Origin of the sequence: Peribacillus simplex, assembly GCF_001542915.1 — a bacterium.
Classification (GTDB): Bacteria; Bacillota; Bacilli; order Bacillales; family DSM-1321; genus Peribacillus; species Peribacillus simplex_B.
The window spans coordinates 82,267-100,396 of sequence record NZ_LNNH01000059.1 but is presented as its reverse complement, the minus strand read 5'-3'; the positions used below and the strand labels follow the sequence as shown (position 1 = coordinate 100,396).

The following is an 18,130-nucleotide window of genomic DNA, read 5'->3' as shown; positions in this document are numbered from 1 at the left end:
TCATATGCCTCCGATCAGCTGCATGAGATGACGCATCGTCACAAGCAAGAAATTGAAGAGTTGGGTGACAACCGTCATCATCATTCCCATTACCAAAACAATAACCGCCAAGCCCGCTATGATTTTGACTGGGATCCCAACAACGAATACATTCAATTGGGGAACCGTCCTTGCAAGGATGCCTAGCGTGACATCCACCAGAAAAATGCTTCCCACCACTGGTATCGACATTTGAAAGGCAATCATGAACGCTTTTCCGAATGCCTTGGCCAAGTATTCTATCAATCTATGATCCCCAAATGGCACAAACAATTGATCGATCGGGATGAATTGGTAGCTATAAAATATCCCATCCAAAAGCAAATGATGGCCATTCGTGCTCAGTAGGAATAATAAAGCGATGGTATATAGATATTGTCCCATCAACGGGCTTTGGGCCCCGGTTTGGGGATCGATGACATTGGCTATCGAAAAACCCAACTGAAAATCAATCAATCCCCCTGCTACCTGAACGGCTGATAAAATCATATAGGAAGCAAATCCGATGAAAAGCCCCACAAGTGCCTCCTTAATGATCAACAAATAAAATGTGGCATCCAGGTCAAGGATGGGGGCATCAATGGTATAGTACATGATCCAGGCAAGAAAGATTCCAAGCCCTAGACGATGCTGCACCGGTATTGAGCGGTACGAGAAAATCGGCATTGCCACAAAGAATGTGGTGACCCTGACCACGATTAATAAAAAAGCAGGAAAATGCGGAAATAGTTCTTCCATGCCCTACCCTACAAATCGATTCAGGTTACCGAAAATTTCATTTGCGTATGATAATAAATGGCTTAGCATCCACGGAGCCAGAAGTATGAGTCCCAACAAAACGGCCACGATTTTCGGAACGAATGCCAAGGTCTGTTCCTGAATCTGTGTAGTCGCCTGAAAAATGCTTACTAAAAGCCCTACAACCAGAGCTATCACCATCAATGGGCCAGCAATGATCAATACCATATATATTCCTTTTTCTGCTATATCAATAACAAACTCTGCATTCATTTTTTCACCCGCTTAAAAACTCTGTAATAAAGACTTCACGACCAAATACCATCCATCGACAAGAATGAAAAGAAGGATTTTAAAGGGCAGGGAAATCATGACCGGCGGCAGCATCATCATCCCCATTGACATCAGGACGCTAGCTACGACCATATCGATAACCAAAAATGGAATGAATATCATAAAGCCAATTTGAAAGGCCGTTTTGATTTCACTGATTGCAAACGCCGGTACAAACGCAGTCAAAGGAATATCCTGTATCGTTTCAGGCTTTTCCACCTTAGCATAGTCCAAAAACAACGCCAGATCCTTCTGCCTTGTATGGGCGCTCATGAATTCCTTAAAAGGTATCGAGGCCTCCACATATGCTTCTTCCAAATCTATTTGTTCATTAAATAATGGAGTCAGTGCTTTCTCATTCACTTCCTGAAATGTCGGTGCCATGATGAAAAATGTCATGAAAAGAGCCAGTCCGACCAGCACCTGATTCGGAGGCATCTGCTGTGTACCTAATGATGTTCTCACAAAGCTCAGTACTATTATTATTCTTGTGAAACACGTCATCAGGATCAAAATGCTGGGAGCCAGCGTTAAAACGGTCATGAGCAGGACAAGCTTGACGGAAGTGGAGACATTGGCGGGATCGCTAGTTTTGAAAAACTCCATGAACTCATTCATTCATCGTCTCTCCCTTTCCTATCAAGCTCCTTTAACAGCTTCTTCCTGCTGGCGGACATTTGATCGAGCTGATTTTTGAATTCGGTTGAGAAACCGGCCGATTTTGATTCATTTTTCTTCAACCACTTATTTTTCAGCTTCATTGCCATGGCACCGGGCTGCAACATTTGATCGATCTTATCGTTATGGTCTTGCAAAAGCTGTTCGCATTCCGAAGGATCATCGATTTCTTTAAGGAGTTGGATATTTTCGCCCACCCCGATCACCAATATTCGGCCCCCCACTTTAACAAGCTGAACGGAACGATTTGCACCAAGGCTGGTACCGCCTATATTTTCGACTGAATTTGCCTTTTGGTATGATTTATTTTTTTTATTGATGAATTTTAATAATATATAAAGAAGACCTACCACAAAGATGGTTGCAAATATCATCCTGAGAAATTCCCAAACGGTTATCCCGACTTTATCGGGACTAGAAGCTTGATTGTTAGATTGTAAGTCTTTGGAGTCAGCTTTATCCACGTTAGCATTCGGCTGTCGATAGACATCCTTCACCGTTTCATCAAGATTTTCCGCATGAGCCTGCAAGGCCCCAGTGAAGAATATTGCTATCATCAATGAGACCTGTAGCCATTTTTTAATAAAAGACAATATGAAGACACCCTCTTAACTTAATGCTTTATTTATGGCTTCCAACACCCGGTCTGCTTGGAAAGGCTTCACGATAAAGTCTTTCGCCCCAGCTTGGATCGCATCGATGACCATCGCTTGTTGCCCCATTGCTGAACACATAATGACCTTAGCTTGAGGATTGATCTTTTTAATTTCCTTTAATGCTGTGATTCCATCCATCTCTGGCATCGTGATATCCATCGTTACAAGATCGGGATGTGTTTCTTTATATTTGTCCACCGCTTGTGCACCGTCTGCTGCTTCGCCGACGATCTCAAATCCATTTTTAGACAAGATATCCTTAATCATCATTCTCATAAATGCTGCATCGTCCACTATTAAAATTCTATTCGCCATTTTTTTCTTCCCCCAAATTTATCTGATTTTATTTAATCGTTCACTTTGGCTCATGATATCCGTAACCCGGACCCCAAAGTTTTCATCGATCACTACCACTTCACCTTTTGCTATTAAACGGCTGTTAACCAGGATATCGACTGGCTCTCCTGCCAATTTATCCAATTCGATGATCGAACCGGAGGAAAGCTCCAAAATATCCTTGACAGAACGCTTCGTTCTCCCCAGCTCCACCGTTACTTGCAGCGGAATATCCATCAGCATGCTTAGATTTTTCGATTCAGACTCTTGAAGCTGATGGGGCTGAAAACTAGTGAAGCTCGCAGGCTGCACATTCACCGGTGGGCCTGATGGGGCCGATGGGGCTCCAAAGTGCTGCGGCACATTCGGGCTTTGACTTGCCGGATGCGTTTGATAGCCGCCTTGCCCATAAGCGTCATTTGCCGGTGATGGTTTCAATCCCGTACTCTGGACACGTTCAGGCTCAGGTGAGGGGCTGTGTGTTGGCTGGCTCACTGGTTTTTCCAACTTCATATCGGCCTCTTCGTTTGTTCCATTCAATAGTTCAGAGACTAACCCTTTGGCGAATTCCAAAGGCAGCAGCTGCATGATGCTGGAATCGATTAACGTACCGACCCGAAGACGGAATGAGATTTTTGCAAATAAATCTTCATTTGGTATCGCGTTTTCCCCTTCACCATTCAAAAAGTTAAGCAGGTCTATGCTTGGCGGGGAAATATCGACCTTTTTACTGAAAATGGTCGACATGGATGTCGCGGCCGAGCCCATCATTTGGTTCATCGCTTCCTGAACGGCACTCAACTGGATTTCCCCCAGCATATCTGAGGGATTCAGCCCATCGCCGCCAAGCATTAAATCGGCAATGATGGCCGCATCGCTTTGTTTGATGACGAGCATATTGATGCCTGAAAACCCTTCCGTATATTGCACCTGTATCGCTACATATGGATGCGGAAATTCGCTAGCGATCTGGCCCCTCTCAATCAAGGTTACCGTCGGTGTCGTGATGTCCACTTTCTGGTTCAATAATGTGGATAAGGCCGTGGCCGAGCTTCCGAAAGAAATATTACCAATTTCACCGAGAGCGTCCAGTTCCATCATCGATAAATACTCGTCAATCGCAAGAGGGCTCACCTCATCTTCTATGTCACTTGTACCTTTTAAAAGGGCATCTATCTCGTCTTGCGAGAGCATTTCATCACTTATCATCTTCGTCTCCCCCTTTCAAAATATCAAGAATCTGGATGGCGTGCTTTTTGCCTACTTTTCCTGGCTGCCCCCTATATTTAGGGATTCCTCCAACCTTAATCATCAAAGGTTCCTCGATCGCCTTATTTAAGTCAATCACATCACCAACATCCAGTAACAAAAAATCCTGGATGGTGATATCGGTAGAACCGAGCTCGGACACAATCGGAAGGTCAGCATTCCTGATCCGTTTTTCTAAAATCATGATTTCCTCAGGAATTCTCTCCTTCTGGGCAGTTTCCATCCAATAATGTGCTGATAGCTTTGGTATGATCGGCTCCAAAACCACATGTGGAATGCACACGTTGATCATCCCGCTCGTTTCACCAATTTGTGTATTCAAGGAAATGACCACTACCGTATCATTGGGCGAGACTAATTGAAGGAATTGCGGGTTCACCTCGAACTCGGTCATCACCGGCTCGATTTCAACAATCGTCCCCCAAGCCTCCTGCAAATTCTCAAAAGCCTTCTCGAATAAATTGGACATGATTTTCGTTTCTATTTCCGTTAAACTGTCCACTTTGTTCACGCTTATGCCCCGTCCCCCCAACACTCGATCCATCATCGAATAGGCGATATTCGGGTTGACCTCAAGAATGATCCGGCCATCCAGAGGTGGCACCTCAAACACATTCAGGATCGTCATTTTAGGGATGGAACGGATAAACTCTTCATACGGGATTTGGTCTGCAGAAGCAACGGATATTTGTACATACGTCCTTAGCTGGGCTGAAAAGTAAGTGGTCAGCAACCTTGCAAAGTTCTCATGTATCCTGGTCAGACTCCTGATTTGATCCTTTGAAAAACGGAGTGCCCTTTTGAAGTCATACACTTTCACTCTTTTTTCCAGTTCTTCTTTCTTTAAATCATCTGCATCCATTTCACCCGTTGAAATGGCCGATAGCAAAGCATCGATTTCGTTTTGTGATAATATTTCCCCGGACATTAACATTCACCTCCAAAGCTTCCCCTTCTTATTTAATGAAGCAAGGTTGTTCTTATTGAAGAATCGAGGAGGTTATATAAACCTTTTCAACTTTTCCTTCTTCCATTAATTCATTCATTCTATCCTTTAATACATTTTGTAATTTTTCTTTACCTTTTTTACCGGTTAACTCTTCCGCTTTCATTTCGGACAGTTCAGTAATGATGATATTTTTCATCTGGAAATTTCTTTTTTCCAATTCTTCTTTTGCCTTTTTATTTTCGGTTTGGACCATAAATGAGATTTTGATATAATCATTTCCGTCAAGGTTCGTTGTTATTTCGGGAATTTCAACAGATGATTTGACGATTTCGTCGATGCTCGGTTTAGCTTCGGCAGATGTGGGCTCAGATAACTTTGTCACAACCACTACCGCTATGACACCAACCAGCGTGATGGCCACAAGTATGATCAATATTATGGTCATTAATTTTTTTTTCATGTTCCTTCCTCCACACCCTTCCTGAATCCAAGAATATTCACGGTACGATAAAATTGAATAATAGCTTCGACCATTTCCTCTTCCTTTTCAAGTACCACGATCTTTTTGCCATTTGTAAAAGAGATGGTCGTATCAGGCAATGATTCGATTGTGTCTATGTACAACGCATTGACGTGAAAGCATTTTCCATTGAGTCTTGTCACTTTGATAATGATATTTAGGAGCCAGAGCAAAAAGCACCGGGCTCCTCCCTCCTTTAACCTATCTTTTTAAATTAACCAATTCTTGTAATATCTCATCCGAAGTCGTGATGATCCTGGAATTCGATTGAAAACCCCGTTGGGCAACAATCATTTCCGTGAACTCTTCTGACAGATCGACATTGGACATTTCCAATGAACCTGAAGCGATCACACCGCGCCCCTCACCAGGGATATTGATGTTTGCCGTACCTGAGTTGATCGATTCCTGGAAAGTATTGCCCCCCGTTTTCGTCAAGCCTGATGAATTGGAAAACTTGGCAACTGCCAACTGACCTAAAGTAGTGATCAGACCGTTGGAATAAACGCCATTCACTTCCCCTGCCGAACCAATATTGAAGCTTTCCAGTTTTCCTTCTTTATTGCCATTCGGGTTGACTAATGCAGTTGTAGAGCCTTTGACTTGAGTGAGCTTTGAGAAATCAAAATCCAATTGAGCCCTTTGGACGCTTTCATCAGCCGCTGTATTCGTGTCATCCTCTTTGCCGCTTGTTATGTTAATCGTTTTATTTGGCTGATTTTTGTCAGCGGCCACGAGCTGACCATTCGCGTCGAAATTCAACGAAGTGAACGGTTTTGGTTTTGTAGCTGAAGTATCTCCAAGTGCAGCAGGCTCTTCATCAAAAACGTTCCATTTATTATCACTCGTCTTTTGGAAATAAATCGTGGCCGTCTGTTCCTTACCCTTTCCATCCACCACTTTTATTTGCTGGCTGAATACGGAACCATCAATGGCATCAGCAGCAAGATTTTCACTTACCGATATTTTCGTCGTGGTTACTGCAGGTAAGATGGCATTGACGTTAACGGCGACATCGCCGATGGTTTTCGACCGTTTCCCGTTTTCATCGACCTTGTAAGCTTGTACTTTCAAACCATTCGCATTTACTAGGGTACCGTTATCATCCAAATAAAAGTTTCCTGCCCGCGTATAGGAAAGTGCATCGCCTTGCTTGACTACAAAATAGCCATCGCCAGATATCCCCAAGTCAAGATCCCGTCCGGTCGTTTGTAAGCTTGATTGAGTATGGATGGTATCAATCGTAGCAATCGTGGAGCCCAATCCGATTTGTTTCGAGTTAGTCCCACCCTTATTGGCTGTAGCTGCGCTTGCACCCGATATCGTTTGGTTCATCGCATCGCTGAATGTCACACGGCTTTTTTTGAAACCGTAAGTATTGACATTGGCGACGTTATTGCCGATAACATCCAATTTTGTTTGTAAGTTTTTTAATCCGCTTATTCCCGAATACATTGAACGAAGCATATTAAAGCTCCCCTTTCTTTTTGCGACCGCTTCCGTCATTCCACAGTCGAGACTTCCTATATTAGGTCCAGCCTACTATTCCATCAATCCAAAATGATGGTTCCCTTAATGTTCGTGAAAATTTACGATGATGCTTCATCCCTATCCATGACCGTAATGACTTTGTTATTTTTCGTACTTATTATGGGCGCAGCATTATCCGTAATGACAAGAGATTCGGTCACACCCTTCTTTTTGGCCCCATCTGCTTTTACTTCTATTTCCCCTCACATTTGCGGCGCTATTTGGATATTTCTTTCATTCATCCTCATTTGCGCATGTTTACTGATGGTCAATTTTTCAATAGGGGACACGGCGGCTTGAAAATGGTGCTGAAATCCTTGAGGGATGATCTGCCTTTGGCGCAAAGGTAACTTTGGCTGTGACAACATCTGAGCGGGATTTGCTTGGAAACCAAGTTTATTCATTTTCCCGCCCCTTTATGGTTTGGCAATTTCCGTCAGTTGCTCATAGGACAGCTTGGTTTTGCTTTCATCATCCACTTCTATTTGCAGCTTGCCTTTATTCATGGACACAGAGACAACGATTGCTGACGAATCTCCATTTTTTTCATCCTTCCAGCTTACCCGTTTCCCGATTAACTCGCTTGCTGCAGTTAGGCCAATCGAAGTCGTACTTGTTTGTTCCATAGCGGAAATATTGGCCGGTGTAAGTTTTGTGCCATCTTCTAAAAGGAAATACACATTCTCGCCCTTATATTGAATGGATTTCACGATTCCTTTTCCTTCTTCTATCGCAAGGTTATCATCGCCCTCATCCAATTTATGCCACGTGACTTCTTTCCCGACAAAGGAGTTATAATTCATTAAACTATTTTGTTGATTGATCCCGATGATTTCATCCATTTTCGTCCCCAGATTCATCATCTGTTCGAGTGATGAAAATGTCGCCATTTGGGCAATGAATTCGGTATTGTCCATTGGACTTGAAGGATCTTGGTTTTGCAGCTGGGTGAGCAGCAATTTCAAAAAGTCATCTTTTCCTAATGCATCGCCCGTGTTTCTTTTGTCCTGTTGATTATTCGATAATAAAAGTGATGTATCGATGGTCGTCATTTTTTCACCTCTACACTTCCATATTTAGCAGAGCTTCAGCAAGGGAGCCTGTAAATTCGCCTTCTCCCTCATCGTTGCTTTCTTCCTTACGCTGCTGTCGCTCGTGCCGTTCATCCGCATCCTTCTGTAAGAATTTCTCGGAACCGAAAGCGGTGAAGGCCTGGGAAATTTCAATTTTTTCGATTTGAATGCTTTGCCCGCTAAAGGCTTGCTTCAATCCATGAATCTGCTTCTCGAGCATATCCTTTGCCTGTGCAGTAGTGGCCAATATCCTTGCTGACATCAGCCCGTCCTTTTGGATCAATTCGATTCTCAAGGTTCCTAGATGTTCCGGATTCAACCGGATCAACAGCTTATTTACACCGTTATGCGCATTGAAATTTGCCTTGCCCAAAATATTTTCGAATTGCTTAACGAATTCTTCTTGGCTGACTGTTTGCTCCCCTTTGGAAACGGTCAGTACGAATTGTTCCAGCTTCGTCATGGTCAAAGGTATGCCTGTGCCTTGAAAGAGGCCCCCATCCACGGTTTTCACAGCTAAACCGCTGCCGCTTTTAGTTTCCTTGCTTCCCTTCTCGCTTGTTGAGAATGTCAAGAATGCGCTTTTCAGGATTTCATTTTGGTTAGTTCGTGCCGTACCCAAAATATTGGTTTGATCAGGTTCAGGATTTGCTTTTTGCTGATGGGATAGCCATTTTTCCAGCTTGCCGGTCATCCCTTCAAGCAGGTTTTTCAGTTGCTTCTGGATGACCGCTTCATCTTGCGTCATCTCTTTATTCTCTGATAGCAAATTTTGGATTTTTACCAATTTCAACAAATTCGCCCCACCAGGGATTGGCAGCTTATGCCATTCTTCTTCACTAAACACCGAGACTTTTTTTAGGAGGGTATATAGTTCCATGACATTGCCCGATACCAGGCTTTGAGATTTCAGGTCCAAATCATCTTGTTCTTGCTCTAAATCCAGCTCTTCTATGCTGGAAAGGAATTCAGAAAGGCTATCTTCATCGTTTCCAGTTATTTTTTTTAGAACCCGCAAAAGTTGGTTGCTGATATCTTCTTGGGTATTAGCTGCACCCCCTTCAACAACTGCCTCTTCCTCACCGTCCATCAACGTGCCGCTTTTCAAAAAATCAAGCAATTCCCCTAATGCGGACAATCTTCCCTCAAGAACGTCAAGGCTTTCAGATGGAGGGGATGCTTCTGCCCCCGCAACAGATTGAAGGACTGAGCCAAAACCGGAATGGATTGGTTGGTTTTGCTTTGACGTAACCTTTTGACCTGCCGATACAGACGGGAGAAAGGCATTAATGGCTGAATTCATCTATCCTCACCTCCCTCAACTTTCCTCTTGCGTGCTTTGTTCCGTAAGCCTCTTCGTTAACCTTGCGGCATCCGCAGTTGACATGTTCTCCAATACCTTGGCTAATGTGGCCGCCTTCATGCTTGAGAGAATTTTCAATGCGTCTTGCTCATTCATTTCAGTAATGATTGGTGCAGACTTCTTAGGGGCCATCGTTTCATAGGTGCGGATGATATCTTTGAAAGCCTTGGCATTGCCGCTCTGACTAACCTTGAGTTGATTCATTTCCAATTGAAGCTGCTGCTTTTCTGCTTCAGCCTTTTCAATGGTCTTGTCACGTGTATCGATGATGCCTTCAAGCTTGTCTATCTCTTTTTGCTTGGTTTCAATTTCCGTTTCCAATTTTTCCAGTTTGATTGAAACTTTCTCATCATTCCGGTCTGCATTTCCTTTTTCCTCATCCTTTTTCCCCGATTCAATGAAGGGAATTTTTGCGGACATTTCCTTGGCCTTATCCGCCACATTGACTCCTGCAACTGTTAAAACGATCAATGCTACAGTTACAGCAAAGATTAACGGTATGAAAATGACAAGAAACCATTGAAACTTACTTATCTTGCTTTCTTCCAATTCTTCCATTCCATTAGATTCGATTTTTTTACGCATTCTATCACCTAACGCCTTTGCTTAAGAATTGGCGGATTGATATTTCATCCATTTGTTTATTCTCAGCTTCCTTTATGACATCGAGGAATTTAAGAAAATCATTTTCTTTCATTTTTTCGTACTTTTTCACTTCAATATTTCTTTCCATAAGAGCATCCCGTTGAAAATTCATTTTGTAACGCGATTCAATGACTTCCTGTTGGCAATGGCTCACCAGTATCTCCAGATTATCCATGAATAACTGATGATGACGAATCTCCTGGATCGATAAACCATTTCGCAGCTTTTCCTGCTGAAAGTCAAGCAACTCTTCTTTTTTCTTCAAGAGACGATACAATTTTTCTGCCACTTCTTCAAATCGTTTTACAGCAGCATTATATTTAGCCAATGCGTCGTTTTTTTCCTTTTCTTTAATGGTCAGGATCTTCTCGAATTTATATTGATAAATCATGACTGATCACCTTTCTCCATCAATCCGACCAGGGCATTGATACTATCATCCTTGGCCGCCTTTTCATGAGTCCCCTGCTTTAAGAAAGAGATGATTTCCGGATAGCGCGTAATCGAGTCATCAATTTGTTTTGATGATCCTCTTTTATAAGCACCTATATTGATCAAATCTTCCGACTCCATATAAGTTGATAAGTTTGCCCGCAGTTTTTCTGCGGATTTCTTATGCCTATCTTGGGCAATGTTATTCATGACCCGACTGATGCTCTTTAAGATGTTGATCGCGGGAAACTGTCCTTTATTGGCCAAATCTCGGTCAAGTATGAAGTGACCATCCAATATTCCCCTCACTGCATCGGCAATCGGCTCATTCATGTCATCACCATCGACTAGAACCGTATAAAAAGCTGTAATCGTTCCTAACTGATTTGTCCCAGTCCTTTCCAAAAGCCTAGGCAAAATGGCGAAAACGGATGGGGTATACCCCTTGGTCGTTGGTGGTTCGCCAATGGCCAGCCCGATTTCCCTCTGGGCCATTGCAACCCTTGTGACCGAGTCCATCATCAGCATTACGTTCAATCCTTTATCACGGAAATATTCGGCTATTGCCGTTGCCGTCAATGCTCCTTTTATCCTCATCAGCGCCGGCTGATCGGAAGTCGCAACAACAACGATCGATCGCGCCAGTCCTTCTGGACCGAGATCCTTTTCAATGAATTCACGAACTTCACGGCCACGTTCACCCACAAGGCCGATTACGTTTATATCAGCGGTCGTATTCCTTGCCACCATGCCAAGCAGTGTACTCTTCCCGACACCGCTCCCTGCGAAGATGCCAACTCGCTGACCTTTTCCGACGGTCAATAAACTATCAATCACCCGGACACCTACATCTATCTGCTCATGAATCGGGGGACGTTTCATCGGATTGGGCGGATCTTGATCAACAGGAACGGTAGCGAGGCCTTTCGGGAGCAGGGAATCATCAATTGGCTGCCCCAATGGATCAACCACCTTGCCAATCAAGCCGCTGCCAACCTTAATCTCCAGGCTCCGCCCGCTCCCTTCAACCATGCACCCCGGGGCTATATCACTAACTGCCGTAAATGGCATTAAGATGACCATCTCATCACGAAACCCGACGACTTCCGCCAATATTCGATTTTTCTTTTTTTGCATGCCCGTATAGATATAGCAAACATCACCTACAGAGCTTTCAGGGCCTTGAGATTCTATCATTAACCCTACGACCCGTTTGACCCGTCCATAATGTTTGTATGGATCGACATCTTCGACCAAGGGCAATAGATCCAAAGCTTTCATTTTTGCTCCCCTTCCAGCAATTCAGTTAGTTTCGTTTTGATTACCTCCAGCTGACTATCGACGCTTGCATCTATCCTTCCCTTTTCGGATTCGATAATACAGCTGCTTTCTTCCAGCTCATCATCGGGAAAGATATACAACTCCGTATCCCTCGGAAAGATCGCGATCAATTCTTCCTTGTGGGAAAGAATCGATTGGTAGTGAACAGGATGGATGTGCAATTGCACTTCCCGGTAATCCCGCACCTCTTTGATCGCGTTCTTGACGATCGATAGAAAGGACGCATCATCTTTTTCGATCTCGCTTCCAATGATTTTCGCCGCCACCTTCATGGCAAGGTCCAAAATTACGGTTTCCGAGGATTCGATATGCTGGCGATAATCTTTTTTTGAAGATTCCACCACGTCTTTCGCATAGGCGACTTCACCTGCGATTTCGTTATAGCCCTTTTGGATGCCATCTTCGACTCCTTGCTGATAGCCTTCTTTTTGGGCTTGTTCGATATACATCAGCTTTTCTTCGTTTTCCCAATTCTCACGTTCCTTCTGAATACCGGCAGCAATCGCTTGCGCTTGTTGCTGAGCCTCCAGTATTAACATTTCAGCTTCCTGTTTGGCATGATTCAGGAATTCACCAGATTGAAAATGGTGAAGGCCTTGCTCCTCATCCTCATTGCCCGCTTGAAAAAAGTCGAAAGGACGCACCTTTATCGTGACCTTTCTACTGTCCTCTCGTTGTGCCTGCCGGGATTTTATGATCCTAGACAATGATATCATCCCCTCCACCGCGGGCAATCACAATTTCTCCAGTTTCTTCCAATCGGCGGATGACCGCAACGATTCTTGATTGGGCTTCTTCAACATCTCGCAAACGTACAGGTCCCATATACTCCATTTCTTCCTGGAACGTTTCGACCATCCGTTTTGACATATTTCGGAAAACAATTTCCTTTACTTCATCACTTGCCACTTTAAGGGAAAGTTTAAGGTCCTCGTTTTCAGATTCCCTGACCACACGCTGAATCGCTCTGCCATCAAGGGTCACGATATCTTCGAAAACAAACATCCGTTTCTTGATTTCTTCAGCAAGCTCGGGATCCTGGATTTCGAGGGCATCCAAGATCGTTCGTTCGGTTGAGCGATCCACACCGTTCAACACATCGACAACCGCCTCTACTCCACCGGTCTGCGTATAATCTTGAGTCACGGTCGCAGACAGCTTCCTTTCGAGTATTTGCTCCACTTCATTGATGATTTCCGGCGAGGTGCTATCCATTAACGCGATCCTTCTCGCAATATCAGCCTGTACCTCTTGCGGGAGCTCAGACAATATTTGTCCAGCTTGTGCCGGGTCTAGGTACGACAGGATCAATGCAATGGTCTGCGGATGTTCATTCTGGATGAAATTCAATATTTGGCCTGGATCTGCCTTTCTTGCAAAGTCGAACGGCCGTACCTGTAAGGAAGATGTCAACCGGTTAATGATGGCCGCTGCCTGATCGGATCCCAACGCCTTTTCAAGCACTTGCTTTGCATACCCTATCCCGCCTTGGGAAATATAATCCTGAGCCAAAGCAATGTTGTGGAACTCCTCAAGAATCTCTTCTTTATCATGCGATTCCACTTTTCTCACTCCCGAGATTTCAAGGGTCAACCTCTCAATTTCCTCTTCGGATAGATGCTTATATACGGATGCAGAAACATCCGGGCCTAATGAAATAAGGAGGATGGCGGCTTTCTGCTTACCAGTCAATCCGGCCTTTTTCTTTCTGTCTGTCACTTGCCCAGCCTCCTAATCTTCCGCTATCCAGCTTCTTAATAATTTTGCGAATTCATCTGGTTTTTCTTTTGCAAGTTTCTCCAGTTGTTTTCTCTTTAAAGATGCTTCCGTTTCTTTTTCCTTGTTCAAATCCGGTACATCGAATACGACCTCTTCCTCTTCCACCACATATTCCTCTTCCATTTCGGATTGCCTGCGGGAACGGAAGAATAAGATTAAGAGAATGATAATGGCAAGTATCAGCACTCCTCCGACTATGTAAGCCCACATTGGCAACGAAGAATTGGCTTCCTCTTTCGGCAGTTTCATTTTCCCGTTGAACGGTTGAACAGAAATCGCTATTTTATTCGTCAGCTCTTCGTCCGTCAGCTCTTCCCCTTCAGCCTTTTTCTCGATTGTCGTGCGGATAATCGTCCCGAGAATCTGGGTGATATCATCCACACTCTGTTGAGATAGAGAATTGGGGTCGTTTGCCTTCGGCGGCTCGACCATGACCTGTATGCCCAAGTCCTTCACTTTATAAGGGCTACCCACTATTTCCTTCTTGATCCGGTTCACTTCACTATTTATCTTTTCATCCACTTTTTCATAATCACCGGATCCGTTACTCCCTGATGAGTAAGATCCCAATGAATCTGAGGAGTCCTCACTTTGCGGAACGCCCCCGGCAGCCGCTTGATCCCCGCTATACGATTCATTGATCCTTTGCGCGGAAATCTCGATTCCGGCCATATTTTCTTTGTCGACCGGTTCCACTAAATTCTCTTCCCGGTTTTCTTGTGTGAAATCGATGTCCGTCGTGACGGAAACGACCACTTTATCCCGACCCATTATCGTTCCGAGCATATTTTGAACTTGCCTTTGGATATCACGTTCTATTTCTTTTTTTATCTCGTTTTGAGAAGCAAATGCCGACGCGAAAGAAGAATTTTCATTTTCTAGGTCATAATACTCAAAGTCTTGATTCATGATGACGATATTATCGGTAGGGAGATTCGGAACGCTTTTCGAAACAAGATGATAAAGCGAATTGATTTGGCTTTCTTCAAATTTATATCCCGGTTTCGTATTCAGTACAATGGATGCCGAAGCTTCCCCCGCTGCATCACTTACAAATACGCCTTTATCAGGAAGCGTGATCATCACGCTTGCATCCTGTACTCCATCTATTTTCTTAATTAAACTGGCCAGCTCCGTTTGCATCGAGTCCAATTTAATGACATTGAATTCATTTTCGGTCATCCCGATTCCAGCACTTTGACTAAAAAATGAATAGTCGATATTGCCCGAATCAGGAATTCCTTCAGCGGCCAATTCCACTTTAAGCGTATCCACGCTTTCTTCAGGAACTTTTATCGTCGTACCATTTTCCGTAATTTCATTTTTGATTCCTTGACTGTCTAAGTTCTCTTTGATGCTCCCCGTTTCCGAAGGTGTTAGATTGGAATATAAGGGTACCAGCGTCGTGCGCGTGGTCAGGATCGAAACGGCCGAAATGATGATGATCATTAAAGCGGCGGAACCAATCATCAGCATTTTTTGCTTTTTACTCCGGCTCGACCAGTATGCAGTTATTTTATTTTTCATATTCATTAGTGCATCATTCATTTAAATCCCCCGGTCAGTCTATGAATTTATGATGGGGGATGCATATCCCCCTGGTCATTTTTTCTCTATATAAATGAGGTTTAAAAAAATGAATGCTAGATACTCATTCTCATCATTTCCTGGTAGGCTTCAACCACCTTATTCCGAACCTCTAATGTAGCCTGCATCGTAATGCTGGCTTTTTGTGAAGCTATCATCACCGAATGAAGCTCAACATCTTCTCCATTCACCAGTTTAGTCGTCAGGTCATCTGATGCCACCTGTGTTTCATTAACTTTATTCATTGATTCTTTTAAGACGGACGCAAAATTTTGCTGTGCTTCGTATGGTGTATTAATCTTGCTCTGTTCTTTTTTCAGTACATTCCCGGCATTGCTGACAGGCGATAGCGAAATCCCCTCCACATCAACACTCTCCATTCATTTTTTTATTTGCCTATTTCCAATGCCTTCATCATCATTCCCTTTGAGGCATTCAACACGGTCACATTAGCCTCGTATGAGCGCGTGACACTCATTAAATCCACCATTTCCCTTAGTGGATCGACATTTGGCATTTCAACGTATCCATCTTCATTGGCATCTGGATGATCGGGATTATAATCCAGTTTATAGGGGGTTTGATCTTTTACGATTTCCGTCACCTTGACACCATTTCCAACCCCGCTCGTTTTTTTGGATGCGGCGTTTAGGAAACTGGAAAAACCCTCTTCCTTGCTTTGCAGCACGACCGCTTTTCTTGTGTACGGCTTCCATGATTTCGTTTCCGCATCATATTCGCCTCTGGTGGTTTCCGCATTAGCCATATTTGCAGAGATTACATCCATCCTTAACCGCTGACTGGTCAGGCTGGAGCCGGTCATATTTATACTTTGGAAAATCCCCATCACTTACCTCCCTTAATTACATTCTCCAATGATTTGAATTTACCTGATAGCCTGTCGGATACAGCATTGTAATAAATTTGATTGGCCGCAAGATCCGTCATTTCCTTATCTACGTCCACGCTATTGCCATTATTGTTGTATTGGACATTTTTCTTTGTCACGATTGTTGATCCCTGACTGTCTTCAGGGGTGAAGGCAAGATGCCTGACATCTGTTCGATATGATTCTAGTGAAGATTCGAGCTCCGCTTTAAAAGATTGTGTTTTATCGACCTCTTTAGCTTTATAGTTAGGCGTATCCGAATTCGCTATGTTCTGTGAAATGACTTTTTGTTTTGTATTAGAATAATCAAGAGCATTTTCAAGTGATCGAAAAGTATTTGAAAATAGTTCCATACCATTCACCTCTTTCTATTTATAACAAATAATTACTTTTTCATTAAATTAAACCATTGCTTTCATGGTTTAATTTTAAAGAAACAAAATAACTATGTCTATAAACTAAACACAGACTTTAGTCCTATTATAGTCGAAAAATGTCACAAAATGCTCAAATTTGACGATTTTCATAGGATTATTCAAGGTATAATATTACGGTTTATTACATTTTGTTAGGGTATTCTACATTTTACCCAAATTTTACTTCTATTAGCTTATTTATCATATCGAAAAACGTATCCATATACCTGATACTTTAGAACTAATTTTCAAATAAATTTAAAGTAATTTTTTCCATATTACTTGCCTCACCCTTTTAACAGCAAGGAATTCATCAAAAAATACAAGTTATCCATTTATTCAGTTTTTTAAAAAAAGAGAGAGTTAAACATCGGCCAGCATTTCGACAAATTCGGCAAATGGCTAAAAACCGAATCTGCTTTGGAGGGAAGTTCAAAAAACCAACTCTTCAATCAAAAGTATCGATTGTCCGTTAGTTGAGTAGTTATAATAATATAATTACCCTTTTCAAGAAGAATTTAACTGGCCTATTGGGAAAACACTCCTATTTTCACATTATCGTCAAGGTTCGGTAATCCGAAATACCTCTTTTCTTTAAAAAAATTCAGTCTAATGGTATACTCCCTAAAAGTAAAATCCAAGCGAAGTGTTGCGAGAGGCAAATCAAATCAAAAAAAAATGCAGGCGAACCCGGTCTTCATCGAGTTCGTCTACATTTTGAAGCAGCCTTATTGCAAGGATTGCCTTTTTGGTATTAATTATTTTTAAGTTTTTCTAATTCTAGCAGGAATTTATCGTTCAATACTTTGATATAAGTACCTTTCATTCCAAGGGAACGTGATTCAATGACTCCTGCACTTTCCAATTTCCTTAGTGCGTTAACGATTACTGAACGGGTGATACCTACGCGATCTGCAATTTTAGATGCTACAAGCAGACCTTCATTTCCTTTTAGCTCTTCGAAAATGTGCTCGATAGCTTCCAATTCACTATACGATAACGAGGAAATCGCCATTTGAACGACAGCCTTACTGCGGGCTTCCTCTTCAATCTCTTCTGATTTCTCACGAAGAATTTCCATACCGACTACAGTCGCACCATACTCGGCTAAAATTAAATCGTCATCGTGGAATTTTTCTTGTAAACGGGCAAGAACCAAAGTTCCTAAACGCTCTCCTCCACCCATGATTGGTACGATTGTTGTTAATCCCGTTTTGAAAAGCTCTTTGTTTTCCACTGGAAACGCAGTATATTCGCTCTCAATATCAAGATTGGAAGATGTTTCAGGAATATTAAACAAGTTGTTTGTGTACACTTCAGGGAATTGTTTATCTTCCAACATCTTGTACATGCGCTCATTTTCGATTTGCTGACTTACAGCTATTCCTAATAATTTCCCGCGGCGGCTAACGACGAATACATTTGCTTCAATAACTTCACTCAAGCTTTCTGCCATTTCTTTAAAGTTAACGGCTTTACCGGCTGCCTTTTGGAGCATTGCATTGATTTTTCTTGTTTTTGCTAATAAGTTCATTTGATTTGTTCCTCCTAAAAATA

General features: G+C 42.8%; 23 protein-coding genes. All 23 read right to left on the bottom strand.

The window, feature by feature from the left end:
• On the bottom strand, positions 1 to 777 hold the full coding sequence (gene fliR, locus AS888_RS24160; protein WP_061144632.1) for a flagellar biosynthetic protein FliR: 777 nt from the start codon (positions 775 to 777) through the stop codon (positions 1 to 3).
• Between the two features lie 3 nt (positions 778 to 780).
• Positions 781 to 1,050: a flagellar biosynthesis protein FliQ gene (gene fliQ / locus AS888_RS24155; protein ID WP_061144631.1), complete on the bottom strand. Its 270-nt coding sequence runs from the start codon at positions 1,048 to 1,050 to the stop codon at positions 781 to 783.
• 12 nt (positions 1,051 to 1,062) lie between these two features.
• Positions 1,063 to 1,728 (bottom strand): flagellar type III secretion system pore protein FliP, encoded by a 666-nt coding sequence (fliP, locus tag AS888_RS24150; RefSeq protein WP_061144630.1) that lies wholly within the window; start codon positions 1,726 to 1,728, stop codon positions 1,063 to 1,065.
• Complete coding sequence (locus tag AS888_RS24145) at positions 1,725 to 2,381, bottom strand: flagellar biosynthetic protein FliO (protein ID WP_061144629.1); 657 nt, start codon at positions 2,379 to 2,381, stop codon at positions 1,725 to 1,727. Before AS888_RS24145 ends, fliP begins: the two co-directional genes overlap by 4 nt.
• A gap of 15 nt (positions 2,382 to 2,396) precedes the next feature.
• Positions 2,397 to 2,759: a response regulator gene (locus AS888_RS24140; protein WP_061144628.1), complete on the bottom strand. Its 363-nt coding sequence runs from the start codon at positions 2,757 to 2,759 to the stop codon at positions 2,397 to 2,399.
• Positions 2,760 to 2,777: 18 nt separating this feature from the next.
• The gene (gene fliY, locus AS888_RS24135; RefSeq protein ID WP_061144627.1) at positions 2,778 to 3,989 is read right to left on the bottom strand and encodes a flagellar motor switch phosphatase FliY; all 1,212 of its coding nucleotides are present in this window, start codon (positions 3,987 to 3,989) and stop codon (positions 2,778 to 2,780) included.
• Complete coding sequence (fliM, locus tag AS888_RS24130) at positions 3,979 to 4,977, bottom strand: flagellar motor switch protein FliM (protein ID WP_061144626.1); 999 nt, start codon at positions 4,975 to 4,977, stop codon at positions 3,979 to 3,981. The genes fliY and fliM overlap by 11 nt, the downstream gene beginning before the upstream one ends.
• Before the next feature lie 52 nt (positions 4,978 to 5,029).
• On the bottom strand, positions 5,030 to 5,458 hold the full coding sequence (gene fliL / locus AS888_RS24125; protein ID WP_061144625.1) for a flagellar basal body-associated protein FliL: 429 nt from the start codon (positions 5,456 to 5,458) through the stop codon (positions 5,030 to 5,032).
• Positions 5,455 to 5,670, bottom strand: coding sequence for a flagellar FlbD family protein (locus AS888_RS24120; protein WP_061144740.1), 216 nt, complete (start codon positions 5,668 to 5,670; stop codon positions 5,455 to 5,457). The genes fliL and AS888_RS24120 overlap by 4 nt, the downstream gene beginning before the upstream one ends.
• 49 nt (positions 5,671 to 5,719) lie before the next feature.
• Positions 5,720 to 6,985: a flagellar hook protein FlgE gene (locus AS888_RS24115; protein ID WP_061144739.1), complete on the bottom strand. Its 1,266-nt coding sequence runs from the start codon at positions 6,983 to 6,985 to the stop codon at positions 5,720 to 5,722.
• Positions 6,986 to 7,251: 266 nt separating this feature from the next.
• Positions 7,252 to 7,452 carry a hypothetical protein gene (locus AS888_RS27000; RefSeq protein WP_061144624.1) on the bottom strand — a complete coding sequence of 67 codons (201 nt, stop codon included), beginning with the start codon at positions 7,450 to 7,452 and terminating at the stop codon, positions 7,252 to 7,254.
• Between the two features lie 12 nt (positions 7,453 to 7,464).
• The gene (flgD, locus tag AS888_RS24105) at positions 7,465 to 8,100 is read right to left on the bottom strand and encodes a flagellar hook assembly protein FlgD (protein WP_061144623.1); all 636 of its coding nucleotides are present in this window, start codon (positions 8,098 to 8,100) and stop codon (positions 7,465 to 7,467) included.
• A 10-nt stretch (positions 8,101 to 8,110) separates the two neighbouring features.
• The gene (locus tag AS888_RS24100; RefSeq protein ID WP_061144622.1) at positions 8,111 to 9,424 is read right to left on the bottom strand and encodes a flagellar hook-length control protein FliK; all 1,314 of its coding nucleotides are present in this window, start codon (positions 9,422 to 9,424) and stop codon (positions 8,111 to 8,113) included.
• A gap of 15 nt (positions 9,425 to 9,439) precedes the next feature.
• Complete coding sequence (locus AS888_RS24095) at positions 9,440 to 10,069, bottom strand: MotE family protein (protein ID WP_061144621.1); 630 nt, start codon at positions 10,067 to 10,069, stop codon at positions 9,440 to 9,442.
• Between the two features lie 4 nt (positions 10,070 to 10,073).
• Complete coding sequence (gene fliJ, locus AS888_RS24090; protein ID WP_061144620.1) at positions 10,074 to 10,520, bottom strand: flagellar export protein FliJ; 447 nt, start codon at positions 10,518 to 10,520, stop codon at positions 10,074 to 10,076.
• Entirely contained in the window at positions 10,517 to 11,842 is a 1,326-nt protein-coding gene (gene fliI, locus AS888_RS24085; protein WP_061144619.1) for a flagellar protein export ATPase FliI, read from the bottom strand. The genes fliJ and fliI overlap by 4 nt, the downstream gene beginning before the upstream one ends.
• Positions 11,839 to 12,609, bottom strand: a complete 771-nt coding sequence (fliH, locus tag AS888_RS24080) for a flagellar assembly protein FliH (RefSeq protein ID WP_061144618.1) — start codon at positions 12,607 to 12,609, stop codon at positions 11,839 to 11,841. Before fliH ends, fliI begins: the two co-directional genes overlap by 4 nt.
• Complete coding sequence (gene fliG / locus AS888_RS24075) at positions 12,602 to 13,621, bottom strand: flagellar motor switch protein FliG (RefSeq protein ID WP_061144617.1); 1,020 nt, start codon at positions 13,619 to 13,621, stop codon at positions 12,602 to 12,604. Before fliG ends, fliH begins: the two co-directional genes overlap by 8 nt.
• Before the next feature lie 12 nt (positions 13,622 to 13,633).
• A complete protein-coding gene (gene fliF / locus AS888_RS24070) occupies positions 13,634 to 15,229 on the bottom strand; it encodes a flagellar basal-body MS-ring/collar protein FliF (RefSeq protein ID WP_061144616.1) in 1,596 nt (531 codons plus the stop codon).
• Between the two features lie 95 nt (positions 15,230 to 15,324).
• A complete protein-coding gene (gene fliE / locus AS888_RS24065; RefSeq protein ID WP_061144615.1) occupies positions 15,325 to 15,648 on the bottom strand; it encodes a flagellar hook-basal body complex protein FliE in 324 nt (107 codons plus the stop codon).
• 8 nt (positions 15,649 to 15,656) lie between these two features.
• Positions 15,657 to 16,115, bottom strand: a complete 459-nt coding sequence (gene flgC, locus AS888_RS24060) for a flagellar basal body rod protein FlgC (protein ID WP_061144614.1) — start codon at positions 16,113 to 16,115, stop codon at positions 15,657 to 15,659.
• A complete protein-coding gene (gene flgB / locus AS888_RS24055; RefSeq protein WP_061144613.1) occupies positions 16,115 to 16,510 on the bottom strand; it encodes a flagellar basal body rod protein FlgB in 396 nt (131 codons plus the stop codon). The genes flgC and flgB overlap by 1 nt, the downstream gene beginning before the upstream one ends.
• 817 nt (positions 16,511 to 17,327) lie before the next feature.
• A complete protein-coding gene (gene codY / locus AS888_RS24050; RefSeq protein WP_057913419.1) occupies positions 17,328 to 18,107 on the bottom strand; it encodes a GTP-sensing pleiotropic transcriptional regulator CodY in 780 nt (259 codons plus the stop codon).
• Between the last annotated feature and the right edge of the window lie 23 nt (positions 18,108 to 18,130).

What these genes read in the sequence shown, in the direction of transcription:
- fliR (WP_061144632.1), bottom strand. Translation starts at nt 777, where the DNA reads ATGGAAGAACTATTTCCGCATTTTCCTGCTTTTTTATTAATCGTGGTC.
- fliQ (WP_061144631.1), bottom strand. Translation starts at nt 1,050, where the DNA reads ATGAATGCAGAGTTTGTTATTGATATAGCAGAAAAAGGAATATATATG.
- fliP (WP_061144630.1), bottom strand. Translation starts at nt 1,728, where the DNA reads ATGAATGAGTTCATGGAGTTTTTCAAAACTAGCGATCCCGCCAATGTC.
- AS888_RS24140 (WP_061144628.1), bottom strand. Translation starts at nt 2,759, where the DNA reads ATGGCGAATAGAATTTTAATAGTGGACGATGCAGCATTTATGAGAATG.
- fliY (WP_061144627.1), bottom strand. Translation starts at nt 3,989, where the DNA reads ATGATAAGTGATGAAATGCTCTCGCAAGACGAGATAGATGCCCTTTTA.
- fliM (WP_061144626.1), bottom strand. Translation starts at nt 4,977, where the DNA reads ATGTCCGGGGAAATATTATCACAAAACGAAATCGATGCTTTGCTATCG.
- fliL (WP_061144625.1), bottom strand. Translation starts at nt 5,458, where the DNA reads ATGAAAAAAAAATTAATGACCATAATATTGATCATACTTGTGGCCATC.
- AS888_RS24115 (WP_061144739.1), bottom strand. Translation starts at nt 6,985, where the DNA reads ATGCTTCGTTCAATGTATTCGGGAATAAGCGGATTAAAAAACTTACAA.
- AS888_RS27000 (WP_061144624.1), bottom strand. Translation starts at nt 7,452, where the DNA reads ATGAATAAACTTGGTTTCCAAGCAAATCCCGCTCAGATGTTGTCACAG.
- flgD (WP_061144623.1), bottom strand. Translation starts at nt 8,100, where the DNA reads ATGACGACCATCGATACATCACTTTTATTATCGAATAATCAACAGGAC.
- AS888_RS24100 (WP_061144622.1), bottom strand. Translation starts at nt 9,424, where the DNA reads ATGAATTCAGCCATTAATGCCTTTCTCCCGTCTGTATCGGCAGGTCAA.
- AS888_RS24095 (WP_061144621.1), bottom strand. Translation starts at nt 10,069, where the DNA reads ATGCGTAAAAAAATCGAATCTAATGGAATGGAAGAATTGGAAGAAAGC.
- fliJ (WP_061144620.1), bottom strand. Translation starts at nt 10,520, where the DNA reads ATGATTTATCAATATAAATTCGAGAAGATCCTGACCATTAAAGAAAAG.
- fliI (WP_061144619.1), bottom strand. Translation starts at nt 11,842, where the DNA reads ATGAAAGCTTTGGATCTATTGCCCTTGGTCGAAGATGTCGATCCATAC.
- fliF (WP_061144616.1), bottom strand. Translation starts at nt 15,229, where the DNA reads ATGAATGATGCACTAATGAATATGAAAAATAAAATAACTGCATACTGG.
- fliE (WP_061144615.1), bottom strand. Translation starts at nt 15,648, where the DNA reads ATGGAGAGTGTTGATGTGGAGGGGATTTCGCTATCGCCTGTCAGCAAT.
- flgC (WP_061144614.1), bottom strand. Translation starts at nt 16,115, where the DNA reads ATGGGGATTTTCCAAAGTATAAATATGACCGGCTCCAGCCTGACCAGT.
- flgB (WP_061144613.1), bottom strand. Translation starts at nt 16,510, where the DNA reads ATGGAACTATTTTCAAATACTTTTCGATCACTTGAAAATGCTCTTGAT.
- codY (WP_057913419.1), bottom strand. Translation starts at nt 18,107, where the DNA reads ATGAACTTATTAGCAAAAACAAGAAAAATCAATGCAATGCTCCAAAAG.